The following is a 26,999-nucleotide window of genomic DNA, read 5'->3' as shown; positions in this document are numbered from 1 at the left end:
TCTTAACGACGGATTTCTTTAATACGAGCTGCTTTACCTTGCAATGCACGAAGGTAGTACAATTTCGCACGACGTACTTTACCGTAACGTACAACTTCAATCTTTTCTACACGTGGAGTGTGTACTGGGAATGTACGTTCAACACCGACACCGTTAGAGATTTTACGAACAGTGTACATTTCAGTGTGTCCTTGACCTTTACGAGCGATAACAACGCCTTCAAAGATCTGGATACGTTCACGAGATCCTTCGACAACTTTCGCGTGTACACGAACAGTGTCACCAGGACGGAATGCAGGGATATCAGTACGAAGTTGACCTTCAGTCAAGCTTTGGATTAATGGATTCATTTTATTCTCCTATCTTCGTCAATCTTGAGGGCTACTCCCCCAGCGGATAAACTGTATTTTTGTGCTTCCATTACGCACAAAGTTTATAATACCAAAAGAATGTCCTTTTGTAAAGGATTATTGCAACTTTTTCGCAACTTTTTGTCCACCATAGATAGACAGGGCTGGAAAGAGACGCGTAGCCACCAGACAGACCAAGAGAAAGGCTGGCCAATGCTGGAAACCAAAGACCTCACAACCGATCAGGATGGGGCCGATCGTCGTCGACGTTGCTCCTGCGAAGACCGCCGCATAGCCTAAGGCTGCTACTAGATAAATCGGAAGTCCAAAGAAAGGAGCTAGCCAGACACCCAGACTCGCCCCGATAGAAAAGAGCGGGGTCACTTCTCCTCCCTTATAGCCTGTAGCAATGGTCGTCACTGTAAATAGGAGCTTGAGGATCCAGTCTGCCCCAGTGATCAAGCTCTTCCCTTCAGCTCCTTCAAAGCTTTGGGAGATCAGATTGGTCCCCAGTCCCGTATAGCGACCTGTCCCAATCAGATACAAGAGGATACTGAGGCCGAGACCGACCACTCCAATCCGCACATAGGGATTGGCAAAGACCTTGGCAAAGCTTTGTTTAAACCGACCTAGGAGATAGGCAAAGAGCTTACCTGTCAGACCAAAGATCACTCCTAAGACCAGCAACTGCAAGACTACGTGAGGCGATAGGGAGAGCTTATCTGAAATGACCTGGGTGAATTTCTCTAGCCCCAAGGTATGAGAGGTCCAACTAGCGACAAAGGCTGCGATGGTCGCAGGATAGAGAGCACGCCATTCTAGTCTCCCTATCACTAGGACTTCCATGGCAAAGAAGATGGCAGCTAAGGGCGTCTGAAAGAGTCCACCAAAGCCAGCAGCCATCCCAGTGACCAAATAGATCCGTGAAGCGTCTGGGCCAAGTTCCTCTCTTCGTAGAGCATGGGCCACTGTCCCACCGAGCTGGACCGCCACTCCTTCTCGACCAGCGGATCCACCAAAGAGATGCGTCATCCAGGTAGAGAGGATGGTCAAGGGGATCAAGCGCTTGGGAATGTTTTTCTCCCTTCCCTCACCCACTTCAAAGAGGAGCTCCATCCCTTTTTGACTCTTGCCACCATAGGTGCGATTGAGATAGGTGATCAAGATACCTGCTAGAGGCAGAAAGGGTAAGAGATAGAGAAGGTAATCCGTGCGAACTTCTCCAATCCCGATCAAGACACGCCCAAAGAGGGTATCTATCACCCCAACAACCGCTCCGATCAGGAGGGCATCTAGGGTATAAACTAAAGTTCTTTTAATCATCGTCATCACAGGCACCCTAGTCCACATCTAATTGATCAGCCTGGAAGCCTCTGGAGCGCTTCATCAAATCCCGATAAGTGGCAAGGATGGTTTCCTCATAGCGTTGCTCCTGGACCAAGCCTGCTACATTGGCTAAGACCTCATCTTCTCTAGCCCGGTCCAAGACAGGATTTTGATGGGTTTCTTTGTAGCGAATGACATCTTCCACACAGTGCATCCGGTGTTCCAATAAATGGACCAATTCTTTATCAATACTATCAATCTCTTGGCGAATCTTCTCTAATTCCATACTGGCCTCCTCACTTTTTGCTACCCATTTTATCAAAAATCGGGCAATCTTACTAGCCCTATCCAGCTATTGAAGGTTTTCAGCCATAAAAAAGTGCCTGCCACATGCAAACACCTTTCTTAGCTATGGATTAGCCGACTTTTGCTGCGAGTTCTTCTACAAAAGCTTCTAATTTTTCAATATCTTCGTCTTCAGCTGACAGATCCACTTTGACGCACTCAGAACCTTTAACTGCACCAGTCGCTGCAAAGACACGATCAAAGTCATCGACCGCCTTACAGAACTCGTCGTAGAAGGTATCACCTGAACCAACGACACCGTAGATCTTACCGTTCAAGTCAAGACCAGCTAAGTCTTCATAAAAGTCAACGATTTCGTCAGGAAGCTCACCATCACCGTAGGTATAGGTCGCTACGACTGCAATATCAGCTTCAAGAAAGTCCTCTGCGTCTACTGTTGTACATTCGTCGACTTCTACCTCGACACCAAGATCACGAAACTTATCTGCAACGATATCAGCAATCTCTTCTGTATTTCCTGTCATACTTGCAAAAACAATCTTTGCTAATGTCATAATTCCCTCCAAATAATAATCTTATGACATTATACCACTTTCGCGCGCATTTTGCATAGTCCAGTACTGGGAGTCTAGCATTGTTCGGAAATTGTCCACCTGAGGCTAGACAACCTTTTTCTTTTCCAAATGCCCGCCTTATGCTAAAATTGAATGAGAACTAAATGAGGTACTATATGCAGATTACACAGGACATTTTAGAGAAAATCAACCAATACGATACCATTATCCTTCACCGTCATATGAATCCCGATCCGGACGCGATTGGAAGCCAGGTCGGCCTGAAAGAAATCATCCAGACCAACTTCCCAGACAAAAGAGTCTTAGCTACCGGCTTTAATGAGCCAACTCTTGCTTGGATGGCTAGTATGGATACTGTCACAGATGAAGACTATGCAGGTGCCCTGGTCATTGTCTGCGATACTGCCAACACCCCTCGCATCGATGACAAACGCTACACAAGCGGCGATTTTCTGATCAAGATTGACCACCATCCAAACGACGATGCCTACGGAGATCTCCTCTGGGTAGATACAGACTCGAGCTCTACGAGTGAACTCATCACCCTCTTCGCTCTTGAACAACAGCTTGAGATCAGTCCAGAAGCGGCCCGTCTCCTCTATGCCGGTATTGTCGGAGATACTGGACGCTTCCTCTACCCTTCGACGACAAGCCGGACTTTCGAGATGGTTGCCCACCTTCGTAGCTTTGACTTTGACTTTGCCGGTCTTTCTCGTCAGATGGACAGCATGAGCTCTAAGATTGCCAAGCTTCAAGGCTATGTCTATGACAATCTCGAAATCGATGAAAATGGAGCAAGTCGCGTGACCCTTACCCAAGAGCTCCTCAAACATTACCAAATCACAGATGCCGAGACTGCTGCGATCGTCTCAGCACCTGGTCGAATCGAAGACGTCAGCGTCTGGGCTATTTTTGTCGAGCAAGCTGATGGCCACTACCGCGTCCGTATGAGAAGTAAAGCTCTGGTGATCAACGAGATTGCCAAACGCCACGATGGTGGAGGCCACCCACTCGCCAGTGGTGCCAATTCATATTCCTTAGAAGAAAACGAGCAAATCTATCGGGAACTACAAGAAGTTGCTAAGGCAAAGTAGATATTCATGAAGAATCAAATACACAGGTCAGTCATCTCTAGTGGAGATGATTGGCTTTTTTTCATTTTAAACAAAAACGAATGAATTTTAATAACATTTAGAAAAATGTGAACGATTTCTTAGATTTCCATTCCAGTTTGAGCTTATTTATGCTATAATAATCACAAAAAAGGAGACGTTTTATGCATAAACATCGTATTTTTATCATTGTCGCAGCAGCTCTTACTGCCATTTCTACCTTTTTGCCATGGAGTACACTTAATGGTGGATCCTTTGGAAGTTATTCTTTCAGTGGAATTCGAGGTGAATTTGGATGGGTCATCGTTGTCCTAGCTATTGGTGCCATCGTTCTAGCTTGTCTTCCAAACATTGCTCCACCAATGAACAAGAATTTTTCCATTGGTGTCATTGCTATCGGTATTCTTGAAAGCTTAATTACGATCATCACTATGTTTAGAGTTTTGGGTGCTTCATCTGAATTCGGTGATGGCTTTTCTATTGGTTTTGGTTTGATTATTGCAGTCATTGCAAGTATTGCTATTGTGATCACAGGACTTCTTGCGATGTCTGGTGGTAAAATCACTAAAGGGACATTCCAAGAACTTGCATCAACAAGTAGAGGATTTGCCCAATCTGTTGCATCATCTGTCCAATCACCACAACAACCGGGTCAACCTGGTCAGCAACAATGGCAACAACCACAACAAGGGTTTGGTCAGCCTGCTCCAGGACAAGGATTCCAACAAGCGCCTCAACAAGGATTTGGTCAACCTGCTCCAGGACAAGGGTTCCAACAAGCACCTCAACAAGGATTTGGTCAGCCTGCCCCAGGACAAGGGTTCCAACAAGCACCTCAACAAGGGTTTGGTCAACCTGCCCCAGGACAAGGATTCCAACAACCGCAACAAGGGTTTGGTCAACCTGCCCCAGGACAAGGGTTCCAACAAGCACCTCAACAAGGGTTTGGTCAACCTAATCAACAACAATGGCAACAACCGCAACAAGGGTTTGGTCAACCTGCTCCAGGACAAGGGTTCCAACAAGCGCCTCAACAACCTCAACCAGGGTTCCAACAAGCACCTCAACAGCCTCAACAAGGTTTCCAACAAGCACCTCAACAAGCTTGGCAACCACAAGAGCAACAGCAACCTCAACAACCAGAACAGCCAACTACTGAACCTGGTCAAGAATAAATAGATTTCTATTAATCATGCATGTCCAACATTTCCTTACTAGGGGTGTTGGTCAGAGTGGGAAAAGCTTGCCTAATAGGATGAGCTTCTCCCACTTTTTTTCTTTATAAAATGCGAAAAATTTGGTAAAAATCCTTGCCAAACTCTTTTGTTTTTGATACACTAGCTTAGTAACAATCTATGGCTCGGAAAGAGACCATGGCAGAAAGGAAATATTGCAAAATGAAAAAAGATATCCATCCAGAATATCGCCCTGTTGTCTTCATGGACACTACTACTGGTTACAAGTTCCTTAGTGGTTCAACTAAGTACTCTAGCGAGACTGTTGAATTCGAAGGTGAAACTTACCCATTGATCCGTGTTGAAATTTCATCAGACTCACACCCATTCTACACTGGACGTCAAAAGTTCACTCAAGCAGATGGACGTGTGGATCGTTTCAACAAAAAATACGGTCTCAAATAAGAAACCCATCAAAACCACTTCCACTTGGCAGTGGTTTTTTCTTGTTCTGCCCAACATAAAAACACCGCTCCTTCAGGTTCCTGAAAGAGCGGTTTTCTTGTTATTCGTAGTCGCCACCGGTAAAGTTGAAGTATTCTTCTAAGCTTTTTCCTGATGCTGCGACATCTTTTGCGTCTTCTCCGATATAGCGAAGGTGCCAGCTTTCCGGCATGTAGCCCGTGCTCGCTTCTTTTCCTTCTTGATAACGGACGATAAAGCCATACTTGGCAGCGTTCTTGAGCAACCATTTGCTTGCGCCTTGTTCTTGAACGAGATTGCCACTGGTATCGATGAGGTCAAATGCTAGACCTGTCTGGTGCTCGCTATAGCCAGGACGAGCTGAGTAGCGATCTGCTGCAGCGGCACCGTCTTGATTGACATAGCTTTGGTAGAGATCTACTTGGGTCTCATAACTACGGAAACCACTGTACTGATCGCTGATAGCATACCCTTCAGCCTGCATGGCCGTGATCAACTCGTGCAAGGCCGCAACAGCCGTTGGATCCTCACCTGGATTGTAGTCTGCAGCTAAGGGGTAGTGCTTGTTAGCAATGACGATATCTCCAGACTTTCCTTGGACACTGTAATAAGAGCCATTAAAGGAAACACCTTGGTCCACCGTTACTTCGCCTGCCTTCTTCGTTGACTTTTTGTTATCGTCAGATGAAGTTGCTTCAGAAGCACTGGTTTCTTTGCTGGCTGACGACTGAGCGACTTGCTTACTGGAAGCAGGCTCTTTTTGAGATGAGCTCTTTGACTCCTTCTGTTGGCCACAAGCACCTAGGCTCAACAGAACCAGGCCAGCAAGAGTCCATTTTGTCATGCTTAATTTCATCATAAACCTCCTAATTACCAGCTGTGACCGCAATAGCCGTAATCACGTAAGTATCCCCTACAGGTTTCAGGGTGTAGGTCTTGTCCTTGCTACTCTGGCTATCTTTTCGGCTGGTCACATAGTGCACAGTATATTCTTCATGGGTTTTCACTATCACCATTCCATTCTCTTCGGTAACGCTGAGAACATTGAAAACACCTGGTGTATAGTAGTCAATTTCAGCCTTCTTGACTCCGCCACCTGTTGTCCACTCCACCATTTCCTTATAGGCATCACTTGAAGTGTCATAGTACTTGGAGTAGGTGTTGGATCTGCTTGAAACAGATGAGAAGATTTCTGTCCGGTAGTCTTGGAGGAAGGAGGTGATAGCAGTTTTCTTCTCTTCTGCCTTCTTGGCTTCTTCTTCCTTGGCTTTACGAACTGTTTCTACATCTTTTAATCGTTTGGCTACATCCTTAGAAAGCTTCAAAGTGATGACTTCATCATCATCCGGAGTTTCACCGATCGTAACCTTGGCCTTTTCAGTTGTATAGCTCTCATTGTTGACACTAAAGACTGCATGGACCTCGATTTCTTGATGGGCTACGACATCGACTTCAAATAGGGTACTTGTGCCGACTTCCTTGCCATTCACGGCCACCTTGATATCCGTTGGATTGCTGACTTCCTCTGGGAATTCAATTTCAAGAAGACGTTTCTCAGAATTGAAGGTCAAGTCCAGCTTATTCTTCGAAGCTTGAGCTGGATCTAGCTTGACCTCACTAGAGATCTTTCCAACTTCGGTCTTACCGTCTAGTTGCATATCTCGTGGTGCAAAGTGAACCTTACCAAGTTTGGTCGTTTGGTTCTTTTTGAGCACTGTCGACTCTTTATCACTGGTCTTAAGCTTGGCATCATCCAGATTCGTAGTCGCTGTGACTTCAAGTGGATAGGTCTCGATGCGGTATTCTTGGAAGATACCGAATTTCTTATCCGCCTTCTCGATTCCAATCAGTAGATTCTGATTTTTATCCTTGACGATCCCTGTTTTTGAAGACTGGGCGATATGATCTAATTCGTAAATCACATCAATCTTCTGAGCAGTCATATAGTCTAGCAAGCCTTGAGCTTCTTCCTTGGTCCACTTATCCTTATCATTTGAAAGGATGCTAGCCACTTCCCGGTAATCTTTTTGTTCAATGGCTGTGACTAATTTGTCCACTGTCACCTGTGGGCCTGTAGTTGATGAGAAGTAATAGCCTAGACCAGACAAGGTCAAGACCAACAAAGTCAAAATACTGAAGAAGAAGACTTTCTTTTTCTTGCCCTTTTTCTCTTTTTTGACTTTCTTTTCTTTCTTTTTCTTGCCTTTCTTGACAGCTTCTTCTTGCTCTGGTACTTCTGCTGCCGCTACGACTGCAACTGGTTGGGACAGGCTTTCTGGGGCCTCTGAAGGGCTTTCCACTGGTGCGAAGACCTGTGTTGTTTGATTGGTCTCATCAAAGTTAATCGCCGGAGCAGGTCCTTCCACGATTTCAAAGTTCTGACTACGAGCTGATTCGATCTCTTCTGGAAGCGGTGCACGTCCATAGAGGGCAACGAAATGCTCTTCCCATGGCTGTTGAAGAGGATTTACAGGCTCTTCTACTGGTTCCTGCTCTCCTTGCACTGGCACTTCTGAAGCCACTTGGTCGATAGCTACTCCAGCAATTGATTTAATTGCCTTAAAATCAAAGCCGGAATCTCTTCCGGCAATGAATTCTTCAGGAGTAGGTTTGCGACCGATCACTTTTTCAAATAATTCTACCCATTTTTTGTTCATCGGTATGTTCTCCTAAAACCTAAAATATTTTTTATCCGATATGTGTATGAACAAGAATTTTATGACAGTCTCCCTATCCAATTAGAAGAAGGAAGCGATATAGAAGGATACTTGTTCTAAAATGCGTCTGTCAATGATGCCAACGATTGTGAAAATGACAAGAATGACTGCTGTAGAAGCAAGGAGTAACAAGAATTTGTCAGCCTTGAATTTTGTTCTGTTCAAACCTTGGTAAACGGTATAAAGCAAGCCCAAGAAATAGAGAACGAAGATCAAAGATAGAAGGAAGCTAAATCCTTCAAAGTACTTCACTAGAGAAAGGATCAAGACAATGAGGGATGCAGGCAAGGCATAGATAGACAAACGAGCAAACTCATCAAATGAACGTTTGTAGGTGTATTCTTTATCTTGCAAGACAAGGTTACGAACCAAGAAACCAGTTAATTGAGTGGCGTAAATTGTAAAGAAAGTTACAATGACGATCAACAAGTAAGCAGTAAATCCTACTTGAGCGTATGGGAAGGCACTCGCCACGAAGAAAAGTGAGAGGCTAAGGATAAATGCTGTTAAGACATAATGAAGGATACCGTTCAAGATTTTCGGTTGATTTTCTACTGTTGGGCGAGCCAAAGCAGATACAATCCATGACCAGAATCCTTTCATCGCTTGACCAAAAGCATTTGGTTGAGCAGGTTGTGCATAATAGGCTTGACCTGGTTGAGGTTGCCCTGGATAAGGTGCTTGTTGGAAACCTTGACCTGGAGCTGGTTGACCAAACCCTGGTTGTGGCTGTTGTTGAGGCGCTTGTTGGAAGCTATTTGGTTGAGCACCAAAGACTGGTGCTTCTGGGGCAGCATTGAACTGTGGTGCCTCTTGCACTGGTGCTTCTGGAGCAGCATTGAACTGTGGTGCTTCTTGTACTGGTGCTTCTGGGGCAGCAGTGTATTGTGGTGCCTCTTGCACTGGTGCTTCTGGTGCAGCAGCGAATTGTGGTGCCTCTTGTACTGGTGCTTCTGGCGCAGCAGTGTATTGTGGTGCTTCTTGCACTGGTGCTGCTGGAGCAGCAGCGAATTGTGGTGCTTCTGGGGCAGCAGCAAATTGAGAAGTCACTTCTTCTGGTGCAGCTGGAGCAGCAACAAATCCAGCGTTTACTTGGTCTGGAGCTACTGGAGCACCTACAAATTGTGAAGCTTCTTGGGCTACCTGTTCTTCTTGGAACTCACCTGCAGCCAATGCTTGAGCGATCTCTGCTTCAGTTGCTGAACGACCGTTCACAGCTTCAAAGTAATCAAGCCAATCCTGTTTGATCATAAAATAATCTCCTTATAAAACAAAATACAGATATATTATATAAAAATTTCCACTAGAATTCAATGTTCTACCCGAATTCACAAGCTAGGATATCCCAGCTATTCCAATGCATCCATGCCACCTTGGACGTTGGTCACGTCATAGCCCGCTTCTTCCAAAAATTGACAGGCACGGGCCGAGCGCCGACCAGACTTGCAGATGACATAATAGGCTTGGACTTTATTCAGCTCTGAATAGCGTTCTGCCAACACTGATAAGGGAAGTAAGGTCACTCCGTCCAGATGAAGAGCATCATATTCCTCCTGTTCACGGACATCGACGACGGTAATTTCTCCTGATTGGTACTTTGTTAAAAAGTCATTAAATGGAATTTCTTTCATGATTTCTCCTTTTTGATGCCACTATGGCAAGGTTAGTATTTCATAGTTAAAGTCAATGGACTCTAAAAAGCGGAATAGGTCTTGGGTTTTGATAAAGATGGTCTTTTCATTGGTATTAGGATGGAAGGTCATGATTTCTTCTGACACAATATCCTGATCAAAATAGACGAGAATATCTTTCTCTTCATTGTTTAACAAGCCAAATGGGGATACTGTCCCAGCTGGTAATTGCATTTTTTCTGCTAGAGATTCAACTGAAGCCATACGGATCCGATTAGCTCCTACTTGCTCTTTGAAGTCATCCATATCCAAGAGTTTCTGGTCATCCATGATGAGCAGATAGTACTGGGTTTTCTTTTTGTTGGTCAAAAACATGGACTTGGTCCGGACCCCTTCTAGACCTTCAATATAGGAGTCGGCCTGCTCAGTAGTTAGCACTGGCGGGTGTTCCACCACATCAAAATTAATCCCTAGTTGGTCCAATTTGTCTTTGACTTTTTGATATGCATCCATAGAATATCTCCTTTTATGATACTCACTAACTATTATTTTGTGTGCTTTGCTAAAATCTGCTGGACTCGAGCCTGGAGAGCGGGCACCACTTCTGCCTCAAACCAAGGATTCTTGGCCATCCAGATCTGATTGCGAGGCGATGGATGGACCAGAGGGAAATAGTCGGGCAGGTAGTCCTTGTAACGACGCACCCGCTCTGTCACCTTGCCACTAACCTTCTCATGGAGATAGTAGGCTTGGGCGTACTGGCCGATCAAGAGAGTCAGCTCAATATCCGGACACTCCTTGAGGAGTTGAGGGTGCCACTTTTCCGCAAAGCCCTTGCGAGGTGGCAAGTCCCCTGACTTGCCATGCCCTGGGAAATAAAAATCCATGGGAATGACCGCAAATAGACCCGAATGATAGAAGGTTTCTTCATCGACTCCTAACCACTCCCTTAGACGGTCTCCACTCTTGTCCTTCCAATAGAGACCTGCTTCTTGGGTCTTGAGCCCAGGCGCTTGTCCAATAATATTGATCCGAGCAGTTTTTGGTGCCGCAAATAAGGGCTCAATCCCTTTATCCGTATAGTCTTTGTTTTGTGGATCAGCAATGATGGCCTCTTTGATCCGCTCTAGTTGCTCCATTTCTCCTCCTCTAAGCAAAAACTCAGCCAGCAAGTGCCGACTGAGTAGCGTCTTATTTGATGAGTTCGTAGATGGCTTCTGCGTAGATTGCAGCTGCACGGTAGAGATCTTCTACATCCGCAAATTCATTGGCTTGGTGCATTGTGTTCACATAGTCTGGGAACATGGCACCGAAGGCAACCCCGCGTTTTAATAGACGACCAAAGGTTCCGCCACCGATTACTTGCTCATGACCTTTCAGTCCGGTTTGTTTTTCATAGACACGCAAAAGCGTTGAGACCAATTCATCTTCCATAGGAACATAGTGAGGGGTGTGGCCGTGGGCAGACAAGCTGACAGATGCCACTCCTTCTACTTTTTCAAGTCCAGCTTTGATGGTTTCTGGATCTGTTCCTTTAGGGTAACGAATGTTCAAGGCGATGGTGTTATCTGAGCTGTTTTCATCGAAGTTGAAGACACCCGCATTCATGCTGAGAGCCCCCATCTTCTCATCTATATGGGCAATGCCAAGCTTCTCACCAGCAAAGTCTTCATGAAGAAGAGAAGCTGACACCTGCAAGTATGCTTTTGCATCTCCACCGAAGTCAAACTGGTTCAAGAAGAGAGCCAAGTAGGTCGCTCCATTGATTCCAGCTTCTGGAGTAGATCCGTGGGCAGATTTCCCGATAATAGTGAGCTTGTACTGGTCTGCATCTACTGTAGACACTTCATAACGAAGTTGGTGTTCATTGGCAAAGGCATCAAGGAGATCCACTAAATCTGGCAATTGCCCAGAAACGACTGCAGTTGCTGACTCAGGTACCATGTTTTCACGAAGGCCACCGGTGAAGCTATGAAGATGCGCTTGACCTGTGTTTTGACCACCGAAGTGGAGATACTCGGTAATGTTTCCTTTTTCCCCGTTGATGATTGGGAATTCCGCATCTGGAGAGAAACCAAAGTCTGGATCAGGAAGGCCGACGTGTTTGAAATAGTAGTCCATATCGCCCCAACCAGACTCTTCATCTGTACCGACTACGAAGCGCACGCGCTTAGATACAGGTAATCCCAGATCCTTAATAATCTTCAAACCGTAGTAACAAGCTACTGTAGGCCCCTTGTCATCAGATGAACCACGCGCATAGAGCTTGCCATCGATAATCTCAGGTTTGTAAGGGTCTGTGTTCCAGCCACTACCAGCAGGTACCACGTCCATGTGGGCAAAGATTCCTAGCTCTTCTTCCCCTTGTCCAAAGGTGAAGTGTCCAGCATAGTTATCCACGTTGGTTGTTTCGTAGCCATCACGCTCAGCAATTTCCAAGAATTTCTCAAGAGCTTTGACTGGTCCAGGTCCATAAGGGTGAGTCGCATCTGCTTGGCTGTCATCCCGTTCTGAGTTGATTTCTAAGAGGCTGAAAAGGTCAGCCATCATTTCTTCGCGACGTTTTTCTACTTCTGCTTTAAAGTCAATTGTTGTCATGCATTCCTCCGTTATTTCGATTTAAATTGAATCCTCCAAAATCCCATCAGCGACTGTCCACCAGTCTACCAAAGGATTCTAGAAAACCGGACTTGTATCGTAGAGACGAGACCATCCGGTTCTTTCAGTTTCTATTAGCGTTTTTCAATGATTTCGTCTACTGGCAAGCGGTAGCTAGGTTCTACCTTCTCAGCAGCATAGCCGACAGTAATCAAGAGTTCTGGACGGAAACGCTCTTCGATTTCCAGGACTTCATTGACTTTTGATTTGTCAAAGCCAAGGATGATGTTTGAGCTGATCCCTTGGTCCGTCAAGGCCAATACCAAGTTCATTGCGACCAATCCAGCATTCAATGCCAAGTAATCGCTAATCTGTTGTTCATTGTAGCGAGCATATTCTGCAGGAAGGTTCTGCATGAAGTATTGCAACTGCTCCTCTGTGAAGTTCTTGACCCCACCGACACGCGCAATCTTCCGAGCCCGACGTTGCAAATCGGTATCCGTAAAGAGAGCAATCGTCACAGGTGCTTCCATGACTTGGTCATAGTTCCCACCATAAGCTACTTTTGCCAATTCTGCATTTTTCTGACGAACGACCACGAATTTCCATGGTTGGCTATTGTGCGCACTTGGAGCCAAGGTCGCAATTTCAATAGCTGTCCGTACATCCTTTGGATCGACCGGCTGGTCTGTAAAATGCTTGATCGCATGACGTTTTTTGTTGAGTTCTAGGAATTTCATAGTTAACTTCCTTTTCTAATTCTATTACCTCTATTTTAACACAAAATGAAAGAGCTTGCAGAGTTTTTTCATTGATCATTTAGGAAAGAAAATCATAGAAGTACTTGACGTCTTGGTCATAACCATACTGCTTATTCAACCTTGCGAGGAGCTCATTGTTATGACCCCGATAGTTATCCTCTCGTCTCAATTCTTCATACATCTCAATAAAAGGGAGTCCCTTGTCCTTGGCATCTTGGAGCTCTGCTTCATAGTCATAAGCTACCTTACAAAAGTGCAGGTTGGTCACCCCATCTTCTTCAACATCGATCAGCGCATATTGGGCTCTATGGTTTTGTAGGGGCATCCAGTCAAAATAAGGCATGCCAATAGTTCCTGGATTAAGAATCTGCTGGCCCTGACTGCCATAGCGAAGCAACTGCTTGTGGACATGACCGTAGATGGCCATATCTGTCTGGTCATCCAGCAGTTGGTCAAAGTTCTCCGTCGCATTAGCTGGACGCAAGTCCCCACCATAATTCTTTTCTGGCAAGTTGTGGGTCAGTGAAAAACGAATGCCGTTGACCTCCTTTTTCTCTACCAAAGGAAGGGAGCGAAGCCAATCGATCCGTTTAGGTTCCAGTCCTTCCATGACATACTGAGTGAGACGAAGAAGCTGGATCTCCTGCGGATCCTCAAGACCGTACTCGCCATCTAAAGCTTCTAAGAGACAATCGTCCCAATTTCCTCGAACAGCCGCTGTGATCGGAATCGCATCCAGCAACTCAAAAAGGTCATCTCTTCCAGGCCCCGGTAGCAAAATGTCCCCTAAAAGCCAATATTCTGTCGCTCCTTGAGCATGCGCATCCGCAATCACTGCCTCAAGAGCTGTCGTATCTCCGTGGATATCAGATAAAATAGCGATTCGATGGTTCATAACTACTCCTTTATGGATTGAAAAATCTGTGTGCATTTAGTATAACAAAAATGAGTACAAAAAGTGAAAACCATCCATGAAAATGGATGGTGCAATTACTCAAATCCTTGGGAAGGCTCCGCCACTTCCATCAAGGGACTTGCTTCTGCTTGCTTTCCTTGATGGAGCTTTTCTTGCACTGCCTCCGCCACTGCTCGTGGGATCCCGACTGTGACAATCTCATCCACAGTAGCTTCTTTGATTTTGGTCAGTGACTTGAAGTGCTTCATCAGCAACTGCTTGCGTTTTGGGCCTAAACCGTCGATACCGTCCAACTGGGAGGAGAAGGAATTCTTGGATCGTAGTTGGCGGTGGAAGGTGATAGCGAAACGGTGAACTTCATCCTGGATCCGTTGCAGGAGGAAAAATTCCTGCGAAGTCCGAGAGAGTTCGATGACTTGGAGAGGATCACCAAAGAGCAATTCATGGGTTTGGTGCTTGTCATTCTTCTGAAGTCCTGCAATAGGAATGTCCAGTCCTAACTCCTCTTGGATGACTTGCTTAGCAATATTGACTTGCCCCTGACCCCCATCGATGACGATTAGATCTGGTGGCGTCAGGCCATCCCTCATGACTCGGCTGTAGCGTCTACGGATGACCTCCCGCATGCTGGCATAGTCATCTGGCCCGACGACAGTCTTGATCTTGTACTTGCGATAGTCTTTTTTGCTTGGCTTTCCATTGACAAAGACTACCATAGCAGAGACCGGACTGGTCCCCATGATGTTGGAGTTATCAAAAGACTCAATCCGCACAGGAGTTGGGATTTGCAGGAGTTTTCCAAGATTTTCAATAGCACCTTGGGTCTTTTCCATGGATTTTTCAAGGAGATTGAACTTCTGCTCCAGACTGACACGTGCATTTTTGATGGCCAGATTGACCAACTGCTTCTTCTCCCCACGCTGGGGCTTGAGGACCTTGGTATCCACAAGGGCCTTGACCGCTTCCTCATCAATATCATGAGGGATCAGGAGTTCATTGGGGATCAGGTGAGATTTCTCCTGGTAAAATTGACCCACATAGGTCAAGAAATCCTCGTCCGGATCATTGTAGTAAGGGAAGAGATTGACATCCCGCTCGATCAGCTTGCCCTGACGGACAAAGAAGACCTGCACACACATCCAGCCCTTGTCCACATAGTAGCCAAAGACATCCCGGTTCTGCAAATCCTTGGCCATGACCCGCTGTTTGGTCCGCAGGGTTCCGATGGCCTGGATCAGATCCCGATACTCGGCCGCCCGCTCAAATTCCATGTTTTGCGCTGCCGTAGTCATCTTGACCTTGAGCTCATCGATAATCTTGTCATCCTGCCCCTTGAGGAAATCAGAAACCTCCTGAGCCATGCCCTTGAAATAGGCCTCATCCTTATGGCAGACCGTGTGGGCCATACACTGCCCTAGATGGTAGTAAAAGCAGACCTTAGAAGGCGGATTGGTACACTTTCGAAAAGGAAAAATCCGATCCAAAAGTCGCTTAATCTCATTGGCTGCCCCTACGTCTGGATAGGGACCGAAATAGAGACCACCATCCTTTTTGACCTGGCGCGTGATAATCAGACGCGGATAGCGCTCATTGGTAATCTTGATGAAGGGATAAGACTTATCATCCTTGAGCATGATATTGTACTTGGGCTTGTTCTCCTTGATGAGGTTAATCTCAAGAAGCAAGGCCTCAATATTGGACTCGGTAACGATAAACTCAAAATCCACAATCTCAGATACCAGCGCTTCCGTCTTGGTATCGTGGCTCCCTCTGAAATAGGACCGCACCCGATTGCGGAGATTTTTGGCCTTCCCCACATAGATGATGGTACCGTTCTTATCTTTGTGAATGTAACAGCCCGGACTCGTCGGTAGAAGCTCGAGCTTGGATTTAATCAAGTTGTTCATACTCTCTATTATAGCAAAAAAGAGGGGCAATTCCCCTCTTTATATTGTTATATGATGTCATTCGTTTTAAACCGTAGTTTCATAAACTATAATAGGATTAAAAAATTACTAAAAGGGCTTCATCATTGATTCACTATAGTCTTCGACTTTCTTTTATAGATGCTCAAAACAATTGCAAATGACAACAACTGCCACAGAAGAATTCTCACTATCTGCAAACTATCCGATTCAGAATTTGAGACAACATGAACCAGATTTGAAGCAAGATTGTTGAAAAGATGGTCTCCTAATCCTAGCCACAAGGAACCTGTCATTTTGTAAAGTAAGGACCACTTGATACTCATCATTCCTGCTAGGATGACATATCCAATTCCCATAACAATAAGATTTGTGAGAGAAGATTCTCCTTGAAGAAAATCTCTAAACGGCATTACCAAATGCCATATTCCAAATAAAAAGGCTATGAAAAATAGACTTCTACGGTAAGAAATTCCTTCAAGAATTTTTGTGAAAAGGCCACGAAATATTCCTTCTTCCATCCAGACATTTATCAGGTTAAATAAAGCACTTAAGAGGATAAATAAGATTCCTGCATGTGATCCTTTTTCATTGGTTAAGGAAAAACCACTGGCGTAAAACGATAAGTAAACATTTCCGTGAAGAAAAAAGAGGGTAAGACATTCAACTACATATGAAAAGATGGCGCATACTAAACCAAAGAGCAGTCCCTTTCCTACACCACTCATGATTCCGTTAGAAGTAAAACCAATATCTTTCCATCCTAATTTGCTAATTGAAAGAATTCCCCACAATAAAAGTATTCCAAAAAGCTTGTGTAGAAAATTCTCCGATAAAAAAGTTTCATCTGTCCTCATATAGAAATATTCAATTACCCTTACTACTGAGCAGATAACAAATATAATTGAACAACTTAAAATGGGGGTTTTCAATAGTCGATTTAGCATATCTTCCTTTCAAATGAGTCTTTTATAAAAATTAATTTCAATATTTTACTCAGTTCAATTCCTTCTCTAGTTCTTTTAGAAAGGTGATTAAAAATTGATGGCGACTTTCTGCCATTTGTTTGGCAGTCTCCGTGTTCATTTCATCTTTTAAGAGAAGCAACTTGTCATGGAAATGTTGGACGGTATCAGTGAGAGACCTCCCTTTGTGGCCACCATAGGAAAAAGTTCGCGCAATTCCTACAGCTCCTATCGCATCCAGGCGATCTGCATCCTGGACAACCTTGCCTTCTAAGGTTTCTGGATGTTTACCACAATTTTTGCTGAAAGAAACAGCATGGATAACCCGACAAATCTGGTCGATTTGATTTTTAGGACTACCAACCTCTTCTAGAAACATGCGAGCATTCGCATGATTCTCTGTCTGAAACAATTTATCATCATCAGCATCGTGAAGAAGAGCTGACAAACCCACTATCTCCAGATCACATGGACCTTCAGCTTGTGCGATTCTCATAGCATTGCTATAAAAGTGGAGGGTATGCTCTACATCATGACCATCCGCTCGATCAGCAAATAAGGTTTTAACATACTGCTTAGCAGCAAGAATTCGTTCTTCGATCATAATTCTTGTCCTTTGTAGCTTCTTACTTTAATCAATCTCATGGTAGGCTTTTCGAGCCTTTTCCAGATCGTAATATTGATCGAACTCTTCTTTTGTCTGTGTGGTATGGACTTGACCATCTTTAGATATCTCAGCCGGGATCGTGACATCTTGATAGAGATTCACACCCTTCTTCATAAAGAGTTCAAATACAGCAATACTTTTTGCATATTGACCCGCACTATTCTGGGGTTTTATTACTATGACTTTAGTATCTTTTTCCTTCAAGAGTTGATAGGCCTTGGAAGATTTCTTAAATTGCGTTTTTGAGAGATCCTTGGGCTCAATCGAAAACCAATTATCAAAAAATTTCAATTCTTCAATACTGCTCGTCTCACGATCAATTGGTACATTGAAAGCCGGAACCGGTTTTCTTTGGTGATCATTCTCTAAGGATTCATTTCTTTCCAATTTACGAGTATCTAGATTTAAATACATCTTCTTCCGAATCGAGTCATCTTTTGTACTACGAATTTGTAAAGCAGCTAACTCACGTCCATTCCATGAATACACTGAGCCTAATTCTGTAGGAATATAATCCGGATCGAACTGTTTAACAACTTTAAACAAATCAATCTCTTTCTCTTCTTTTAATCGTTCTCCCTCAACCTTGTAGACATTAACAGTCCAATATTCATCCTTAGATGGACGTTTTTTCTGATAGTACATATCCTCTCTCAATTTCACATTCATATGCAAAATATGTTTTGAACCGACTCTGACAGGATCAAAATAATAATAAGACCCATATTCCCTCATCAAGCGATCTTCCTTAGGATCAGTTGATTTCCAGTGGGTGATAATACCTGCACCATCCGCAATCATCTCATAGTCCTCAATTTTTGCTTTTCCACTGTATTCATAAAATTGCTTGTAATAACTCTCAGTTGAAAAACGTAAATAAAGCCAAATCCCACCCATGAGCGAAAGCAATACCAGTAAGGCTAGTATCCATTTTTTCTTTGTAATTTTCACGATTTAAACAGATCCTTTCTTGAAGTACAGTAGAACCAAAGCTATAATTTCTGGGCATGTTCTAACTCTCAATCAAAAACTATTACTCTACCTTTTTCATATTTAGGGAACATTGAACTCTCTGTACTGACGTATGACACTGACTCGTGTGAAACCATGTCACTGATTGATAAGTCTCCATGGTCATCAGTAAACCTATAAATTATTCCTTCTTTTTCAAAACTTCGATCCTCACTATTATACAGAATTGTAGTCGTTGTATTTCCTTCTTTGAGAATAATATAATCCCCAGAAAACTCTACCCAAGTCGACTTATCTATAGAAGCTGTACTAGAAGATTTACTCTTAACCACTAGATAATACCGGCCATCTTTAATAGCATTCAATTCTTGTTCTTGTTTAATATAGAATATGATCATTGCGACAGGAATTAATAAAAGCAGCCATATTTTAAATTTTTGGGGAAGGAATGACCCTATTTTTTTGAGGACAGCTAGGGCCACTAAAATTATCGCATACATTAAAAATGGCGGGATTAAAAGAAGAGCGATTTTCCAGCCTCTGAAAAAAGCAAGCCCTCTATTAGATTTAGCTGCTATATCTCGTTTGACCGGCTCCTCTTCTACCAGCTTCAAACGCAATAGTTTTACAGTGACTTCTTCTTGTCTTGCATCAAGCGAAACACTCTTTCCTCCTGAGTTTTCACTACCTAGATAGGCCTGAGCCATTCTGACCAGATACAGTCTCTCATCTTCTTTCACAATGGTAGCAAATAGCTCCATTGCCTTATTTCTATTCCCATTGAGGTACTCATTGACTGCCCTTAGGTACATGGATTCCAATTGAGAGAATTTGGTAGTCGTTACTTCCTTTAAGATGGCATCATTAGCTTCTTTTTTGACCAGAATATCGTAGCGGGCTCTGTAAGCCATCTTGAGTGATTCATCATCTACTAAATAATTAGAGAGTAACTCCTCAAACTCATCTTCCTTCAGATCCGGCCTTGAAAATAGGTTCGCATTCAGTAGAATTTCGTTTAATTTTACTTGTTCAACATCTGTAAACTTCTGATTCTCCTTGAGTTCCTTTACAACTGCTTCAATAGATCCAAAGTCACCAATCCGATAATAATAGAAAAGTGTGGCAATCTGTACTCTCACCTTAATCGTTTTGATACTTTTTCTTTTTTGAGTCAGAATATAGCTTGCCATCAGGTCTAGATTGATATCCTGATAGATGAGACTATACAACTTTTTAACTAAAAGCGTATCTTTAATGATAGCTAGAACCAGCTCAATCATTAGGTAAATCAAAAAACAAATGGCTGCAATAATTTTACTTTGGGTCACTTGCACGATATATAAAAATGGTAGAGCTAGAATAACCAATAGGACGATTGCTGGAATATTGTAACGTCTTCTTAGTTCTTTATAATCTTTAACCATAAAACTCCTTATTTCATTGACAATTTCTTTCGAATCCTTCTTAGTAATACTAGACCAAGCGATAACGTAACAAACAATTTCCAATCAACCCGATCGCTTACCATCACTTCTACTACCTCTATTATAGCAAAAAGAGAGTGGGACAGAAATCGGAAATTCGTTAGAATTCGATTTCGTCGTCCCACCTCCGCACAGTTGAGTAGGGCTGTAAAAGCTGATGAAATCAGCGTAGTAGAGCCCACTCAACCACTGCGCCTTGCTCGACAATCAAAAAAAATTGAGAGGCTAGGACTTTTGTCCCAGCCTCTTGATATTAATAGCCTCTTATATATGGAAGTAAGGACATAAGAGTTGTCCCAAGGACCAAGACCCAGAACCAGAAGGAATACAAGCTTCTTTGGAAGACGCCTGGTGCTGGTCGGTTTTCTTGAATGTAGTGAAAAATAGCTTTTCTCTTTAAAATCAAGACGATGGTAAAGGCGATGGTTCCACCTAAAAAGACGATAATTTGAACCCACTCTGCTACATTCATACTCACATGCGTACCGAGGTAATGAAGCCCTTGAGAGAGGACCAGGTTGTTAAAGATATGGTAGAAAATAGCCCACCAGATCGAATATTCTAAGGTCAAGTAGCCAAAGCCAAAGCCGATAATGGTCGCAAAGAACAACTGATCAAAATTAGCATGGAACAATCCAAAAGCCACCGCTGTCATAACGATCGAAAAGACTTTTCCATACTTTTCTAAGGCTCTCAGTCCAGCGGCCCGGAAAACCAACTCCTCTGTGATGGGACCAATCAGGGTCGCATAGAGCAAGAGACTCCAAGACTGGCTGAGTTGCTCAGACATGTCCTCTTGAGGCTTGAAAAAGCCCAGGGTTCCCATCATGTGGTCTAAGAGTTGAGATAAGGCGCTAGAAGCCAACTGAGCAAACCCCAAGAAGGCAATGAAGACTAAGAAAGTCTGCCAGGTCATCTTGCGTCCCTTTTGTCTCACATCTCCTTTAAAGAGGGATCCTTGCCGATAAAGGGCAAATAGGAGGACACCGATACTGACAGATATCAGGTAGCTAATCCCGTTCCCATTGATGATTTTTTCTACATACTCCTGCTTCTCTGCCATCTCCAATCCATACCGTCCAAACATAAAGAGGGTAATGACAAAGGTCGAAATGATGCTGACAAAGACCATGACCAAGAGATAGAGGCAAACCATCCCTGAAAAGCTTCCCAAATCCTTTTTGGGATCTATAAATCGATTGAACTGTTTCATCCATTCACTCCACTAATCTACTGTTTTTGTTTTCCGACTCCACCCGTAGCACCATCCAAAAGCCCCTTCATAGAGAACAAAGAAAATCAGAAAGGCATGTAGGAAATAGTCCTCCGGAAGCGCTAAAATAATCGGATCCCGATAGGGATCAAAGAGCCAGGTAGCATCTCCGACAAAGAGGACTTGATGAAAGAGGGTAAAGAATTGATCAAAGCCAATAAAGAGGGTCACTCCTCCTATGACGATCGGCAAGAGAACCATCCAGCCAAATAAGCGGCGATAGAGGCCTGCATAGCCCTTACGCATCACTGTTCGAATAAATCGTATAGCCACTGGCAATAAGACCAGGAACAGGGCCTGGGTCAGGTGAAAGAGGTACTTGACTGCTTGAAAATGATGGAGACCATCTGCAGAGGATGGAAAATCTGGCATCTCCAACTTCCAAGTAAAAGGACTGGTCAAATACCGCATGAGGATTTGAAAATTCTTCTGAATGACTGTTGGAGCCAAACCGGTCCGATTCTGAATTCGTAACCAGCTGATCTCCATGGGATAGATCAACCAGGCAACTAGAAGGGTCCCCAAAATCACCGTTGCTAAGAGCCAGAGGACAAAGCCCGTTACTTTTAACCGATCACGCATCGAAATCCCACTCCGCTAGGCTAGATAGGACATGCGTTGGTGGCAAGGGCAGGTCTGGCACTTCTTCTGGCTTGGTAAATCCAGTTGTCACCAGTAAAGTAGGGATGCCATTGTCAATCCCTGCTCGGATGTCGGTCAGGTAATTATCCCCTACCATGACCACTTCTTCGCGCTCTAGTCCCAGGTGAGCGATGGCCTTATCCATGATGATGGCATTGGGCTTACCGATAAAGGTCGGCTTCACGCGCGTTGCCGCTTCAATCAGGGCATTAAGAGCTCCTGCCCCTGGCATCATTCCCCGCTCAGTCGGGATATTGAGATCTGGATTGGTCCCGATAAAATGGGCTCCCTTTTGAATGGCCAAGGTCGCGATAGAGAATTTCTCATAGTCCACTTCCCAGTCGAGACCCACCACGACATAGGCTGGATTCACGGTATCTTCGACGAAGCCTGCTTCAGTAATAGCTTGTTTCAAGCCTACATCTCCAATGACATAGGCAGTTTTCCCAAGATTCATGTCCACCATATAATCAATGGTTGCAAGCGTCGCTGTATAGATAGTATCCAGTGCCGTTTCGATATTGAACTGGCCTGCCAGCATCTCTTGGACCATTTCCGGCGTCCTGGTAGTATTGTTGGTCACAAAGAGATAGGGGATCTGACGCTCTTGCAATTGGTGGACAAAGGCTTCCCCGGCTGGGATCCGCTCCTTGCCCTTGTAGATGGTTCCATCTAAGTCAATTAAATAACCCTTATAAGTCATGGGATTCTTGGTCTCCTTTTTCACTTGCTTCCTCTGCTACTTTCTCCCGATCTTGAAACTGGCCTCCTGCTCCATACAGAAGCAAACAAGCCCCATATAAGGCAAATTGAAGGACCAGACCGAAGAAATTGATACTTGCTTTTCCAGCCTGAGTAAAGAGGAAGGAGGAAATCATCAAGATGACGATGGTCACCATTAAACCACCAATCTTAGCCTGATCGATGGTAATGGTATAGACGCCAGTTTCTTTTTTCTCATTGCTTTCTTTCCCGGCCTGGATAGGCTTCATGGTCTCAATGAAGTCTGTCATTAAGGTCGCTGCGAGGCTGACAGTCGTACTGAAGAGGACACCTTGGGAGAGCTTGTCAAAGAAGTTACTCCAGAAGCTTCCTGATTGACTGGTGATACTCAAAGAAAAAACGACAACAGGCAGGATAAAGGCCAAAATCAAATGAATCCAGACACGATACCAGCGGACATCTTCCTTGAGAAAACGAAGAAAGACTTCAAAACTCAAACGATAGCGTACAAAACGAATCGCTTCCTCAATAAAGATATAAAAGGCTGCGACTAAGGTTAAGAAACCATCTCCCAATACATAGAGAGGATTTTTCTTACGACGAGCATAGGCAACAACCCGTCGTTGAACCTCCATCAAGTCTTCTTTTTTCTGTTTTAATCTTCTTTTTTCCATAATGTTTCCTTATCTATTTCTTCCCAAGTGATGAGGGCTTGGGCGTGTACTTGGCCTTCTGATGAGATGACATGATTGCTGATCATCCCTTCTCGCTCAACGCTAGAGGTAATCATGCCCCCAGGCAGGACCTCCTTAACATACTTGAGATGGACACGTTTGGGGATATGCTGGGTTAGGAATTCTGCTCCCATCACTTCAAAGACCCAGTCTAGGTACTTGCTGTTGTTCACATGACCGTTCATGTCTAGATCATAGAACCGCACATGGTAGTCCTGCTCCATGGCCCCATTCAGTTCTGGATAGCGTGGACCACGGCGGATTTTCTTCTCAAACGGTGACTCATATGGATCGGTGATCTCCTCCGGTACGGATTGGACCTTGCGACTATCCCGATCCATCAAGACAAAGGTTGCCACCATCTCGACGATGGCTTCCCCATTCTGATCTCTGACCACAAAGGAACGGTAGCAAAAGAGACGATTGTGGGCCAGGGCCTTGGTCTCGATAGTGATTTTTTCATCAAAGACTGGTAGGCGATGAACCGTGATGTCATAGTCAGTGATAATCCAGACTAGATTGTACTGTTCGAGCAGGTCCCGGTCACTAATACCAATCTCCATCGACTGCATACCTGAGACTTGCAAAGACAAGAGGATGAGCTGTGGCATCTTGATAAAGCCATTCACATCGCTCATATCAAAAGGAACTTTCATGTCATACTGATAAATTTTAGCCATCGTTTACTCCAATATAAATTTCTCTGCTACGGTATCACCAAGGAACAAGCCTCTCTTGGTCATCCGAACTTGCTTGTCATCAGGAACCAAGAGTCCCTGTTCCGTTAGACTGGCCACCACTTGTCCATAGCGTTGGTCAAAAGAGATACCAAATTTTTCTTCAAAACGCGCCTTGGACACACCTGTCTTTTTCCGTAGACCGAGGAACAACTCCTCTTCCATCTTCTCTTCCAGTGCCAGGTGTTCCTCTGTGATCCGAGCCTTACCAGCCTCAACAGCCTCCAGGTAATGCCGGATTGGTCCATGATTCTTGTAGCGAATCCCATCGACATAGCCAGAAGCACCAGCCCCTAGGCCATAGTATTCTGCATTATCCCAATAGACCAGATTGTGGCGACTTTCAAAGCCAGGCTTGGAGAAATTGGAAATCTCATAGTGCTCAAAGCCTGCTTTTTCCAGTTCCTCAATGATGTACTCAAACATCTCCGCTTCCAACTCTTCTTTGGGGAGAGGAAGCTTGCCCCGTCGCATGCGGTTCATAAAGACCGTGTGGTTTTCTAAAATCAAACTATAGAGACTCATGTGGGGGATGTCCAAGTCGATCGCCTTGGCGACATTTTCCTTGACCTGGTCCATGGTCTGACCCGGCAGAGCATAGATCAAATCAATCGAAATATTGTCAAATCCTGCCTGCTTGAGGTGGCGGATATTGTCATAGATATCCTGCTCCTGGTGACTCCGACCGATCTTTTTCAGCATCTTGTTATCAAAGGTTTGGACACCCAGAGAGACCCGATTGACCTGAGACTCCTTGAGAACTGCGATCTTATCCGGATCCAAATCGCCAGGATTGGCTTCGATGGTAAACTCTTCTACTTCCGATAGGTCCATAACCTTGGGCAATTCTGTCAAGAGATAGGCCAGTTGTTGGGCGGACAGAGCTGTCGGAGTCCCTCCACCGATGTAGAGAGTCCGAAGTTTGCCAATCTCATACGATCGAGTCTCCTGGATTAAGTGTTCCAGATAGGCATCGACCGGTTGATTCTTGATAAAAACCTTAGAAAAGTCACAATAATAACAAATCTGGGTACAAAATGGAATATGCACATAGGCAGAAGACGGTTTAGCTTGCATAACCTTTATTATACCACATTTCCTACCAAAGCCCGAGCAGAAAAAAGAGGGGGAAACAAGGATTTCCTTGACAAGAAGGAATGAAAGGATTAGAATAAAGCTAATCACATTCGGAGGTAAGGAGATATGAACAACTAAGTTTCGTTAAATAAGATACTTTATTTAGTGGACTGTTTGTTCTATCTCTTTTTGTGTACCCTCTCGCCTAATTTCCAGCCTTTTGTTGGCTAAATAAGGTCTTTTTCTGCTTGGGTTTCACTTGAATACAGCTCTACTAAATAGGTAGAGCTATTTTTTGTCCCAGTAGAAAGGAATCTTATGCTAAAACTATCCCACCTCACTATCCGACATACAAAAGATTTACGAGATCTGGTTCGAAATCTTTCCCTGACCATTCATGAAGGAGAAAAAGTTGCCATTATTGGCGAAGAAGGGAATGGAAAATCTTCCTTACTTCAGGTCCTTATGTCCCCAAAATCTCTACCAGATTATCTGACCATAGAAGGAGAAATCACCACTTCCTTTCACTCCTATGCCTATATTCCCCAAACTTTACCGGAAGCTTTGAAGGGAAAAACCTTGGAAGAATATTTTTTTGGAGAGGACGAACTAGACTATGCCACCCTCTACAGACTGGCAGATCAATTGCATTTTAATAGCGAGCGCTTTGCAAGCGATCAAGCTATCGGAAGTCTATCTGGAGGAGAAGCCCTCAAAGTCCAACTGCTTCACGAACTTTGTTGTCCTCATGAATTGCTATTTTTAGATGAACCTTCAAATGATCTGGATTTGGAGACCTTGGACTGGCTCCAGCATATGATCCAAACGAGCCCCCAAACCATAATATTTATTTCCCATCATGAGGATTTTTTGACTCAGACGGCGGATACGATCATACACCTCAGACAGATCAAACACCGCAAGGAGGCTGAAACCATCGTAGAGCACCTAGGCTATCAAGACTACAGTAGCCAGAGGGAACAACAATTTAAGCAACAGTCTCAGCAAGCAGCCAACGATCAACGAGCCTACCAAAAAACAATGGAGAAGCACCGTCGCGTCCGTCAGCAAGTCGAAACCTCCTTACGAAATACCAAAGATAGCACTGCTGGACGTCTCCTGGCAAAGAAAATGAAGTCCCTCCTCTCACAAGAAAAGCGCTACGAGCGAGAATTCCAATCCATGACTTCCCAACCCTATGATGAGGAAATCATCAATCTACATTTCCCTTCCCTCACTCCCTTGTCTCCTCAAAAACTTGTCCTTCTCTTAGATCAGGAAGAGCTCATAATTGGTGATCGTGTCCTAGTCAAGAACCTCTCCCTCACACTTCAAGGGCAGGATAAGATAGGGATTATCGGTTCCAACGGTGTTGGGAAATCCACTTTCCTAAAAATGATCTGGGATCTTTTACAGGAGAATAAGAGTATCCGCACTGCCTATATGCCTCAAGATTACACTGAACGCCTCCCTCTGACTCAGACACCTGTTCAATTTCTACAGCATTCAGGTGATCGCGAAGAAATCAACACCATTCAATTGCATTTAGCCTCCCTCAACTTTACTTATTCTGAAATGCACCATCCTATCTCTGAACTTTCTGGTGGCCAGCAAGGAAAACTCTTCCTCCTTCAATTAGTACTCACAAGTCCCCAGTTTCTGCTCTTGGACGAGCCTACTCGTAATTTTTCCCCCACTTCCCAACCAGAAATTCGTCGCCTATTCGCAGACTACCCAGGCGGACTAGTCACGGTCTCCCACGACCGGACCTTCCTCAAAGAAGTCTGCCAAAAGATCTATCGTCTGACCGAAAATGGGTTGGTAGAGGTAGAGTCGCTTTAATGCAAAAA

At 44.3% G+C, this 26,999-nt stretch carries 28 protein-coding genes; 4 read left to right on the top strand and 24 right to left on the bottom strand.

Translation table 11 applies throughout. The annotated features are described in order from the left end of the window. Positions 1 to 2: 2 nt before the first annotated feature. From rplS to L0M85_RS01810, 4 genes are all read right to left on the bottom strand, one after another. Positions 3 to 350: a 50S ribosomal protein L19 gene (gene rplS, locus L0M85_RS01825; protein ID WP_003003254.1), complete on the bottom strand. Its 348-nt coding sequence runs from the start codon at positions 348 to 350 to the stop codon at positions 3 to 5. A 117-nt stretch (positions 351 to 467) separates the two neighbouring features. Next, positions 468 to 1,679: a chloride channel protein gene (locus tag L0M85_RS01820; protein ID WP_238656323.1), complete on the bottom strand. Its 1,212-nt coding sequence runs from the start codon at positions 1,677 to 1,679 to the stop codon at positions 468 to 470. Positions 1,680 to 1,689: 10 nt separating this feature from the next. Further along, complete coding sequence (locus L0M85_RS01815; RefSeq protein ID WP_238656322.1) at positions 1,690 to 1,962, bottom strand: chorismate mutase; 273 nt, start codon at positions 1,960 to 1,962, stop codon at positions 1,690 to 1,692. A 130-nt stretch (positions 1,963 to 2,092) separates the two neighbouring features. After that, positions 2,093 to 2,536 carry a flavodoxin gene (locus L0M85_RS01810; protein ID WP_238656321.1) on the bottom strand — a complete coding sequence of 148 codons (444 nt, stop codon included), beginning with the start codon at positions 2,534 to 2,536 and terminating at the stop codon, positions 2,093 to 2,095. A 176-nt stretch (positions 2,537 to 2,712) separates the two neighbouring features. Here L0M85_RS01810 and L0M85_RS01805 point away from each other — a divergent pair, with 176 nt between their 5' ends. The 3 genes from L0M85_RS01805 to L0M85_RS01795 all read left to right on the top strand — a co-directional run bounded on the left by L0M85_RS01805 (position 2,713) and on the right by L0M85_RS01795 (position 5,309). Next, positions 2,713 to 3,651, top strand: a complete 939-nt coding sequence (locus L0M85_RS01805; protein WP_238656320.1) for a bifunctional oligoribonuclease/PAP phosphatase NrnA — start codon at positions 2,713 to 2,715, stop codon at positions 3,649 to 3,651. A 182-nt stretch (positions 3,652 to 3,833) separates the two neighbouring features. Next, positions 3,834 to 4,844, top strand: a complete 1,011-nt coding sequence (locus L0M85_RS01800; protein ID WP_238656319.1) for a hypothetical protein — start codon at positions 3,834 to 3,836, stop codon at positions 4,842 to 4,844. Between the two features lie 222 nt (positions 4,845 to 5,066). After that, positions 5,067 to 5,309, top strand: a complete 243-nt coding sequence (locus L0M85_RS01795; protein ID WP_003016441.1) for a type B 50S ribosomal protein L31 — start codon at positions 5,067 to 5,069, stop codon at positions 5,307 to 5,309. A gap of 100 nt (positions 5,310 to 5,409) precedes the next feature. On the opposite strand, the gene ldcB is transcribed toward L0M85_RS01795, so the two are convergent. From ldcB to hemW, 20 genes are all read right to left on the bottom strand, one after another. Further along, positions 5,410 to 6,183 (bottom strand): LD-carboxypeptidase LdcB/DacB, encoded by a 774-nt coding sequence (gene ldcB, locus L0M85_RS01790; RefSeq protein ID WP_238656421.1) that lies wholly within the window; start codon positions 6,181 to 6,183, stop codon positions 5,410 to 5,412. Between the two features lie 10 nt (positions 6,184 to 6,193). Then, entirely contained in the window at positions 6,194 to 7,984 is a 1,791-nt protein-coding gene (locus L0M85_RS01785; protein ID WP_238656318.1) for a hypothetical protein, read from the bottom strand. 81 nt (positions 7,985 to 8,065) lie between these two features. Beyond that, positions 8,066 to 9,295, bottom strand: a complete 1,230-nt coding sequence (locus tag L0M85_RS01780) for a DUF6574 domain-containing protein (protein WP_238656317.1) — start codon at positions 9,293 to 9,295, stop codon at positions 8,066 to 8,068. Between the two features lie 98 nt (positions 9,296 to 9,393). Beyond that, positions 9,394 to 9,675, bottom strand: a complete 282-nt coding sequence (locus L0M85_RS01775; protein ID WP_238656316.1) for a rhodanese-like domain-containing protein — start codon at positions 9,673 to 9,675, stop codon at positions 9,394 to 9,396. Between the two features lie 21 nt (positions 9,676 to 9,696). After that, complete coding sequence (locus L0M85_RS01770; RefSeq protein ID WP_238656315.1) at positions 9,697 to 10,188, bottom strand: prolyl-tRNA synthetase associated domain-containing protein; 492 nt, start codon at positions 10,186 to 10,188, stop codon at positions 9,697 to 9,699. A 32-nt stretch (positions 10,189 to 10,220) separates the two neighbouring features. Continuing rightward, a complete protein-coding gene (locus tag L0M85_RS01765) occupies positions 10,221 to 10,814 on the bottom strand; it encodes a uracil-DNA glycosylase family protein (protein WP_238656314.1) in 594 nt (197 codons plus the stop codon). Positions 10,815 to 10,866: 52 nt separating this feature from the next. Then, a complete protein-coding gene (gene pepV, locus L0M85_RS01760; RefSeq protein WP_238656313.1) occupies positions 10,867 to 12,273 on the bottom strand; it encodes a dipeptidase PepV in 1,407 nt (468 codons plus the stop codon). Positions 12,274 to 12,407: 134 nt separating this feature from the next. Then, positions 12,408 to 13,013: a nitroreductase family protein gene (locus L0M85_RS01755; RefSeq protein ID WP_238656312.1), complete on the bottom strand. Its 606-nt coding sequence runs from the start codon at positions 13,011 to 13,013 to the stop codon at positions 12,408 to 12,410. Between the two features lie 79 nt (positions 13,014 to 13,092). Further along, complete coding sequence (locus L0M85_RS01750) at positions 13,093 to 13,929, bottom strand: metallophosphoesterase family protein (RefSeq protein ID WP_238656311.1); 837 nt, start codon at positions 13,927 to 13,929, stop codon at positions 13,093 to 13,095. Between the two features lie 95 nt (positions 13,930 to 14,024). Continuing rightward, entirely contained in the window at positions 14,025 to 15,857 is a 1,833-nt protein-coding gene (gene uvrC / locus L0M85_RS01745) for an excinuclease ABC subunit UvrC (RefSeq protein ID WP_238656310.1), read from the bottom strand. 122 nt (positions 15,858 to 15,979) lie between these two features. Further along, positions 15,980 to 16,822: a CPBP family intramembrane glutamic endopeptidase gene (locus tag L0M85_RS01740; RefSeq protein WP_006596478.1), complete on the bottom strand. Its 843-nt coding sequence runs from the start codon at positions 16,820 to 16,822 to the stop codon at positions 15,980 to 15,982. Positions 16,823 to 16,871: 49 nt separating this feature from the next. Further along, positions 16,872 to 17,444: an HD domain-containing protein gene (locus L0M85_RS01735; protein WP_238656309.1), complete on the bottom strand. Its 573-nt coding sequence runs from the start codon at positions 17,442 to 17,444 to the stop codon at positions 16,872 to 16,874. 27 nt (positions 17,445 to 17,471) lie between these two features. After that, positions 17,472 to 18,458 (bottom strand): hypothetical protein, encoded by a 987-nt coding sequence (locus L0M85_RS01730; protein ID WP_238656308.1) that lies wholly within the window; start codon positions 18,456 to 18,458, stop codon positions 17,472 to 17,474. Between the two features lie 68 nt (positions 18,459 to 18,526). After that, positions 18,527 to 19,903 carry a hypothetical protein gene (locus tag L0M85_RS01725; RefSeq protein ID WP_238656307.1) on the bottom strand — a complete coding sequence of 459 codons (1,377 nt, stop codon included), beginning with the start codon at positions 19,901 to 19,903 and terminating at the stop codon, positions 18,527 to 18,529. 313 nt (positions 19,904 to 20,216) lie between these two features. Further along, a complete protein-coding gene (locus L0M85_RS01720; RefSeq protein WP_238656306.1) occupies positions 20,217 to 21,176 on the bottom strand; it encodes a CPBP family intramembrane glutamic endopeptidase in 960 nt (319 codons plus the stop codon). A 12-nt stretch (positions 21,177 to 21,188) separates the two neighbouring features. Further along, complete coding sequence (locus L0M85_RS01715; RefSeq protein WP_238656305.1) at positions 21,189 to 21,818, bottom strand: TIGR01906 family membrane protein; 630 nt, start codon at positions 21,816 to 21,818, stop codon at positions 21,189 to 21,191. After that, a complete protein-coding gene (locus tag L0M85_RS01710) occupies positions 21,811 to 22,581 on the bottom strand; it encodes a TIGR01457 family HAD-type hydrolase (RefSeq protein WP_238656304.1) in 771 nt (256 codons plus the stop codon). The genes L0M85_RS01715 and L0M85_RS01710 overlap by 8 nt, the downstream gene beginning before the upstream one ends. Continuing rightward, complete coding sequence (locus tag L0M85_RS01705; RefSeq protein ID WP_238656303.1) at positions 22,571 to 23,275, bottom strand: hypothetical protein; 705 nt, start codon at positions 23,273 to 23,275, stop codon at positions 22,571 to 22,573. Before L0M85_RS01705 ends, L0M85_RS01710 begins: the two co-directional genes overlap by 11 nt. Continuing rightward, positions 23,257 to 24,015: an acyl-ACP thioesterase domain-containing protein gene (locus L0M85_RS01700; RefSeq protein ID WP_129269004.1), complete on the bottom strand. Its 759-nt coding sequence runs from the start codon at positions 24,013 to 24,015 to the stop codon at positions 23,257 to 23,259. Before L0M85_RS01700 ends, L0M85_RS01705 begins: the two co-directional genes overlap by 19 nt. A gap of 3 nt (positions 24,016 to 24,018) precedes the next feature. Next, the gene (gene hemW, locus L0M85_RS01695) at positions 24,019 to 25,149 is read right to left on the bottom strand and encodes a radical SAM family heme chaperone HemW (RefSeq protein WP_129269002.1); all 1,131 of its coding nucleotides are present in this window, start codon (positions 25,147 to 25,149) and stop codon (positions 24,019 to 24,021) included. Between the two features lie 318 nt (positions 25,150 to 25,467). Between hemW and L0M85_RS01690 the strand changes: the two genes are divergently transcribed. Beyond that, positions 25,468 to 26,991 carry an ATP-binding cassette domain-containing protein gene (locus L0M85_RS01690; RefSeq protein WP_238656302.1) on the top strand — a complete coding sequence of 508 codons (1,524 nt, stop codon included), beginning with the start codon at positions 25,468 to 25,470 and terminating at the stop codon, positions 26,989 to 26,991. Positions 26,992 to 26,999 lie beyond the last annotated feature (8 nt).

The organism is Streptococcus sp. DFI.7.26 (assembly GCF_022240605.1).
In the GTDB taxonomy this organism is placed as follows: domain Bacteria; phylum Bacillota; class Bacilli; order Lactobacillales; family Streptococcaceae; genus Streptococcus; species Streptococcus xiaochunlingii.
This window is presented reverse-complemented; position numbering and strand designations above follow the sequence as displayed.

Coding starts and splice junctions, on each gene's coding strand:
- L0M85_RS01750 (WP_238656311.1), bottom strand. CDS start 13,929: ATGAACCATCGAATCGCTATTTTATCTGATATCCACGGAGATACGACA.
- hemW (WP_129269002.1), bottom strand. CDS start 25,149: ATGCAAGCTAAACCGTCTTCTGCCTATGTGCATATTCCATTTTGTACC.
- L0M85_RS01820 (WP_238656323.1), bottom strand. CDS start 1,679: ATGACGATGATTAAAAGAACTTTAGTTTATACCCTAGATGCCCTCCTG.
- L0M85_RS01700 (WP_129269004.1), bottom strand. CDS start 24,015: ATGGCTAAAATTTATCAGTATGACATGAAAGTTCCTTTTGATATGAGC.
- L0M85_RS01720 (WP_238656306.1), bottom strand. CDS start 21,176: ATGAAACAGTTCAATCGATTTATAGATCCCAAAAAGGATTTGGGAAGC.
- L0M85_RS01795 (WP_003016441.1), top strand. CDS start 5,067: ATGAAAAAAGATATCCATCCAGAATATCGCCCTGTTGTCTTCATGGAC.
- L0M85_RS01735 (WP_238656309.1), bottom strand. CDS start 17,444: ATGATCGAAGAACGAATTCTTGCTGCTAAGCAGTATGTTAAAACCTTA.
- L0M85_RS01800 (WP_238656319.1), top strand. CDS start 3,834: ATGCATAAACATCGTATTTTTATCATTGTCGCAGCAGCTCTTACTGCC.
- ldcB (WP_238656421.1), bottom strand. CDS start 6,183: ATGAAATTAAGCATGACAAAATGGACTCTTGCTGGCCTGGTTCTGTTG.
- uvrC (WP_238656310.1), bottom strand. CDS start 15,857: ATGAACAACTTGATTAAATCCAAGCTCGAGCTTCTACCGACGAGTCCG.
- L0M85_RS01740 (WP_006596478.1), bottom strand. CDS start 16,822: ATGCTAAATCGACTATTGAAAACCCCCATTTTAAGTTGTTCAATTATA.
- L0M85_RS01775 (WP_238656316.1), bottom strand. CDS start 9,675: ATGAAAGAAATTCCATTTAATGACTTTTTAACAAAGTACCAATCAGGA.
- L0M85_RS01755 (WP_238656312.1), bottom strand. CDS start 13,013: ATGAAATTCCTAGAACTCAACAAAAAACGTCATGCGATCAAGCATTTT.
- L0M85_RS01705 (WP_238656303.1), bottom strand. CDS start 23,275: ATGGAAAAAAGAAGATTAAAACAGAAAAAAGAAGACTTGATGGAGGTT.
- pepV (WP_238656313.1), bottom strand. CDS start 12,273: ATGACAACAATTGACTTTAAAGCAGAAGTAGAAAAACGTCGCGAAGAA.
- L0M85_RS01725 (WP_238656307.1), bottom strand. CDS start 19,903: ATGGTTAAAGATTATAAAGAACTAAGAAGACGTTACAATATTCCAGCA.
- L0M85_RS01710 (WP_238656304.1), bottom strand. CDS start 22,581: ATGACTTATAAGGGTTATTTAATTGACTTAGATGGAACCATCTACAAG.
- L0M85_RS01805 (WP_238656320.1), top strand. CDS start 2,713: ATGCAGATTACACAGGACATTTTAGAGAAAATCAACCAATACGATACC.
- L0M85_RS01770 (WP_238656315.1), bottom strand. CDS start 10,188: ATGGATGCATATCAAAAAGTCAAAGACAAATTGGACCAACTAGGGATT.
- L0M85_RS01690 (WP_238656302.1), top strand. CDS start 25,468: ATGCTAAAACTATCCCACCTCACTATCCGACATACAAAAGATTTACGA.
- L0M85_RS01715 (WP_238656305.1), bottom strand. CDS start 21,818: ATGCGTGATCGGTTAAAAGTAACGGGCTTTGTCCTCTGGCTCTTAGCA.
- L0M85_RS01810 (WP_238656321.1), bottom strand. CDS start 2,536: ATGACATTAGCAAAGATTGTTTTTGCAAGTATGACAGGAAATACAGAA.
- L0M85_RS01765 (WP_238656314.1), bottom strand. CDS start 10,814: ATGGAGCAACTAGAGCGGATCAAAGAGGCCATCATTGCTGATCCACAA.
- L0M85_RS01815 (WP_238656322.1), bottom strand. CDS start 1,962: ATGGAATTAGAGAAGATTCGCCAAGAGATTGATAGTATTGATAAAGAA.
- L0M85_RS01785 (WP_238656318.1), bottom strand. CDS start 7,984: ATGAACAAAAAATGGGTAGAATTATTTGAAAAAGTGATCGGTCGCAAA.
- L0M85_RS01780 (WP_238656317.1), bottom strand. CDS start 9,295: ATGATCAAACAGGATTGGCTTGATTACTTTGAAGCTGTGAACGGTCGT.
- rplS (WP_003003254.1), bottom strand. CDS start 350: ATGAATCCATTAATCCAAAGCTTGACTGAAGGTCAACTTCGTACTGAT.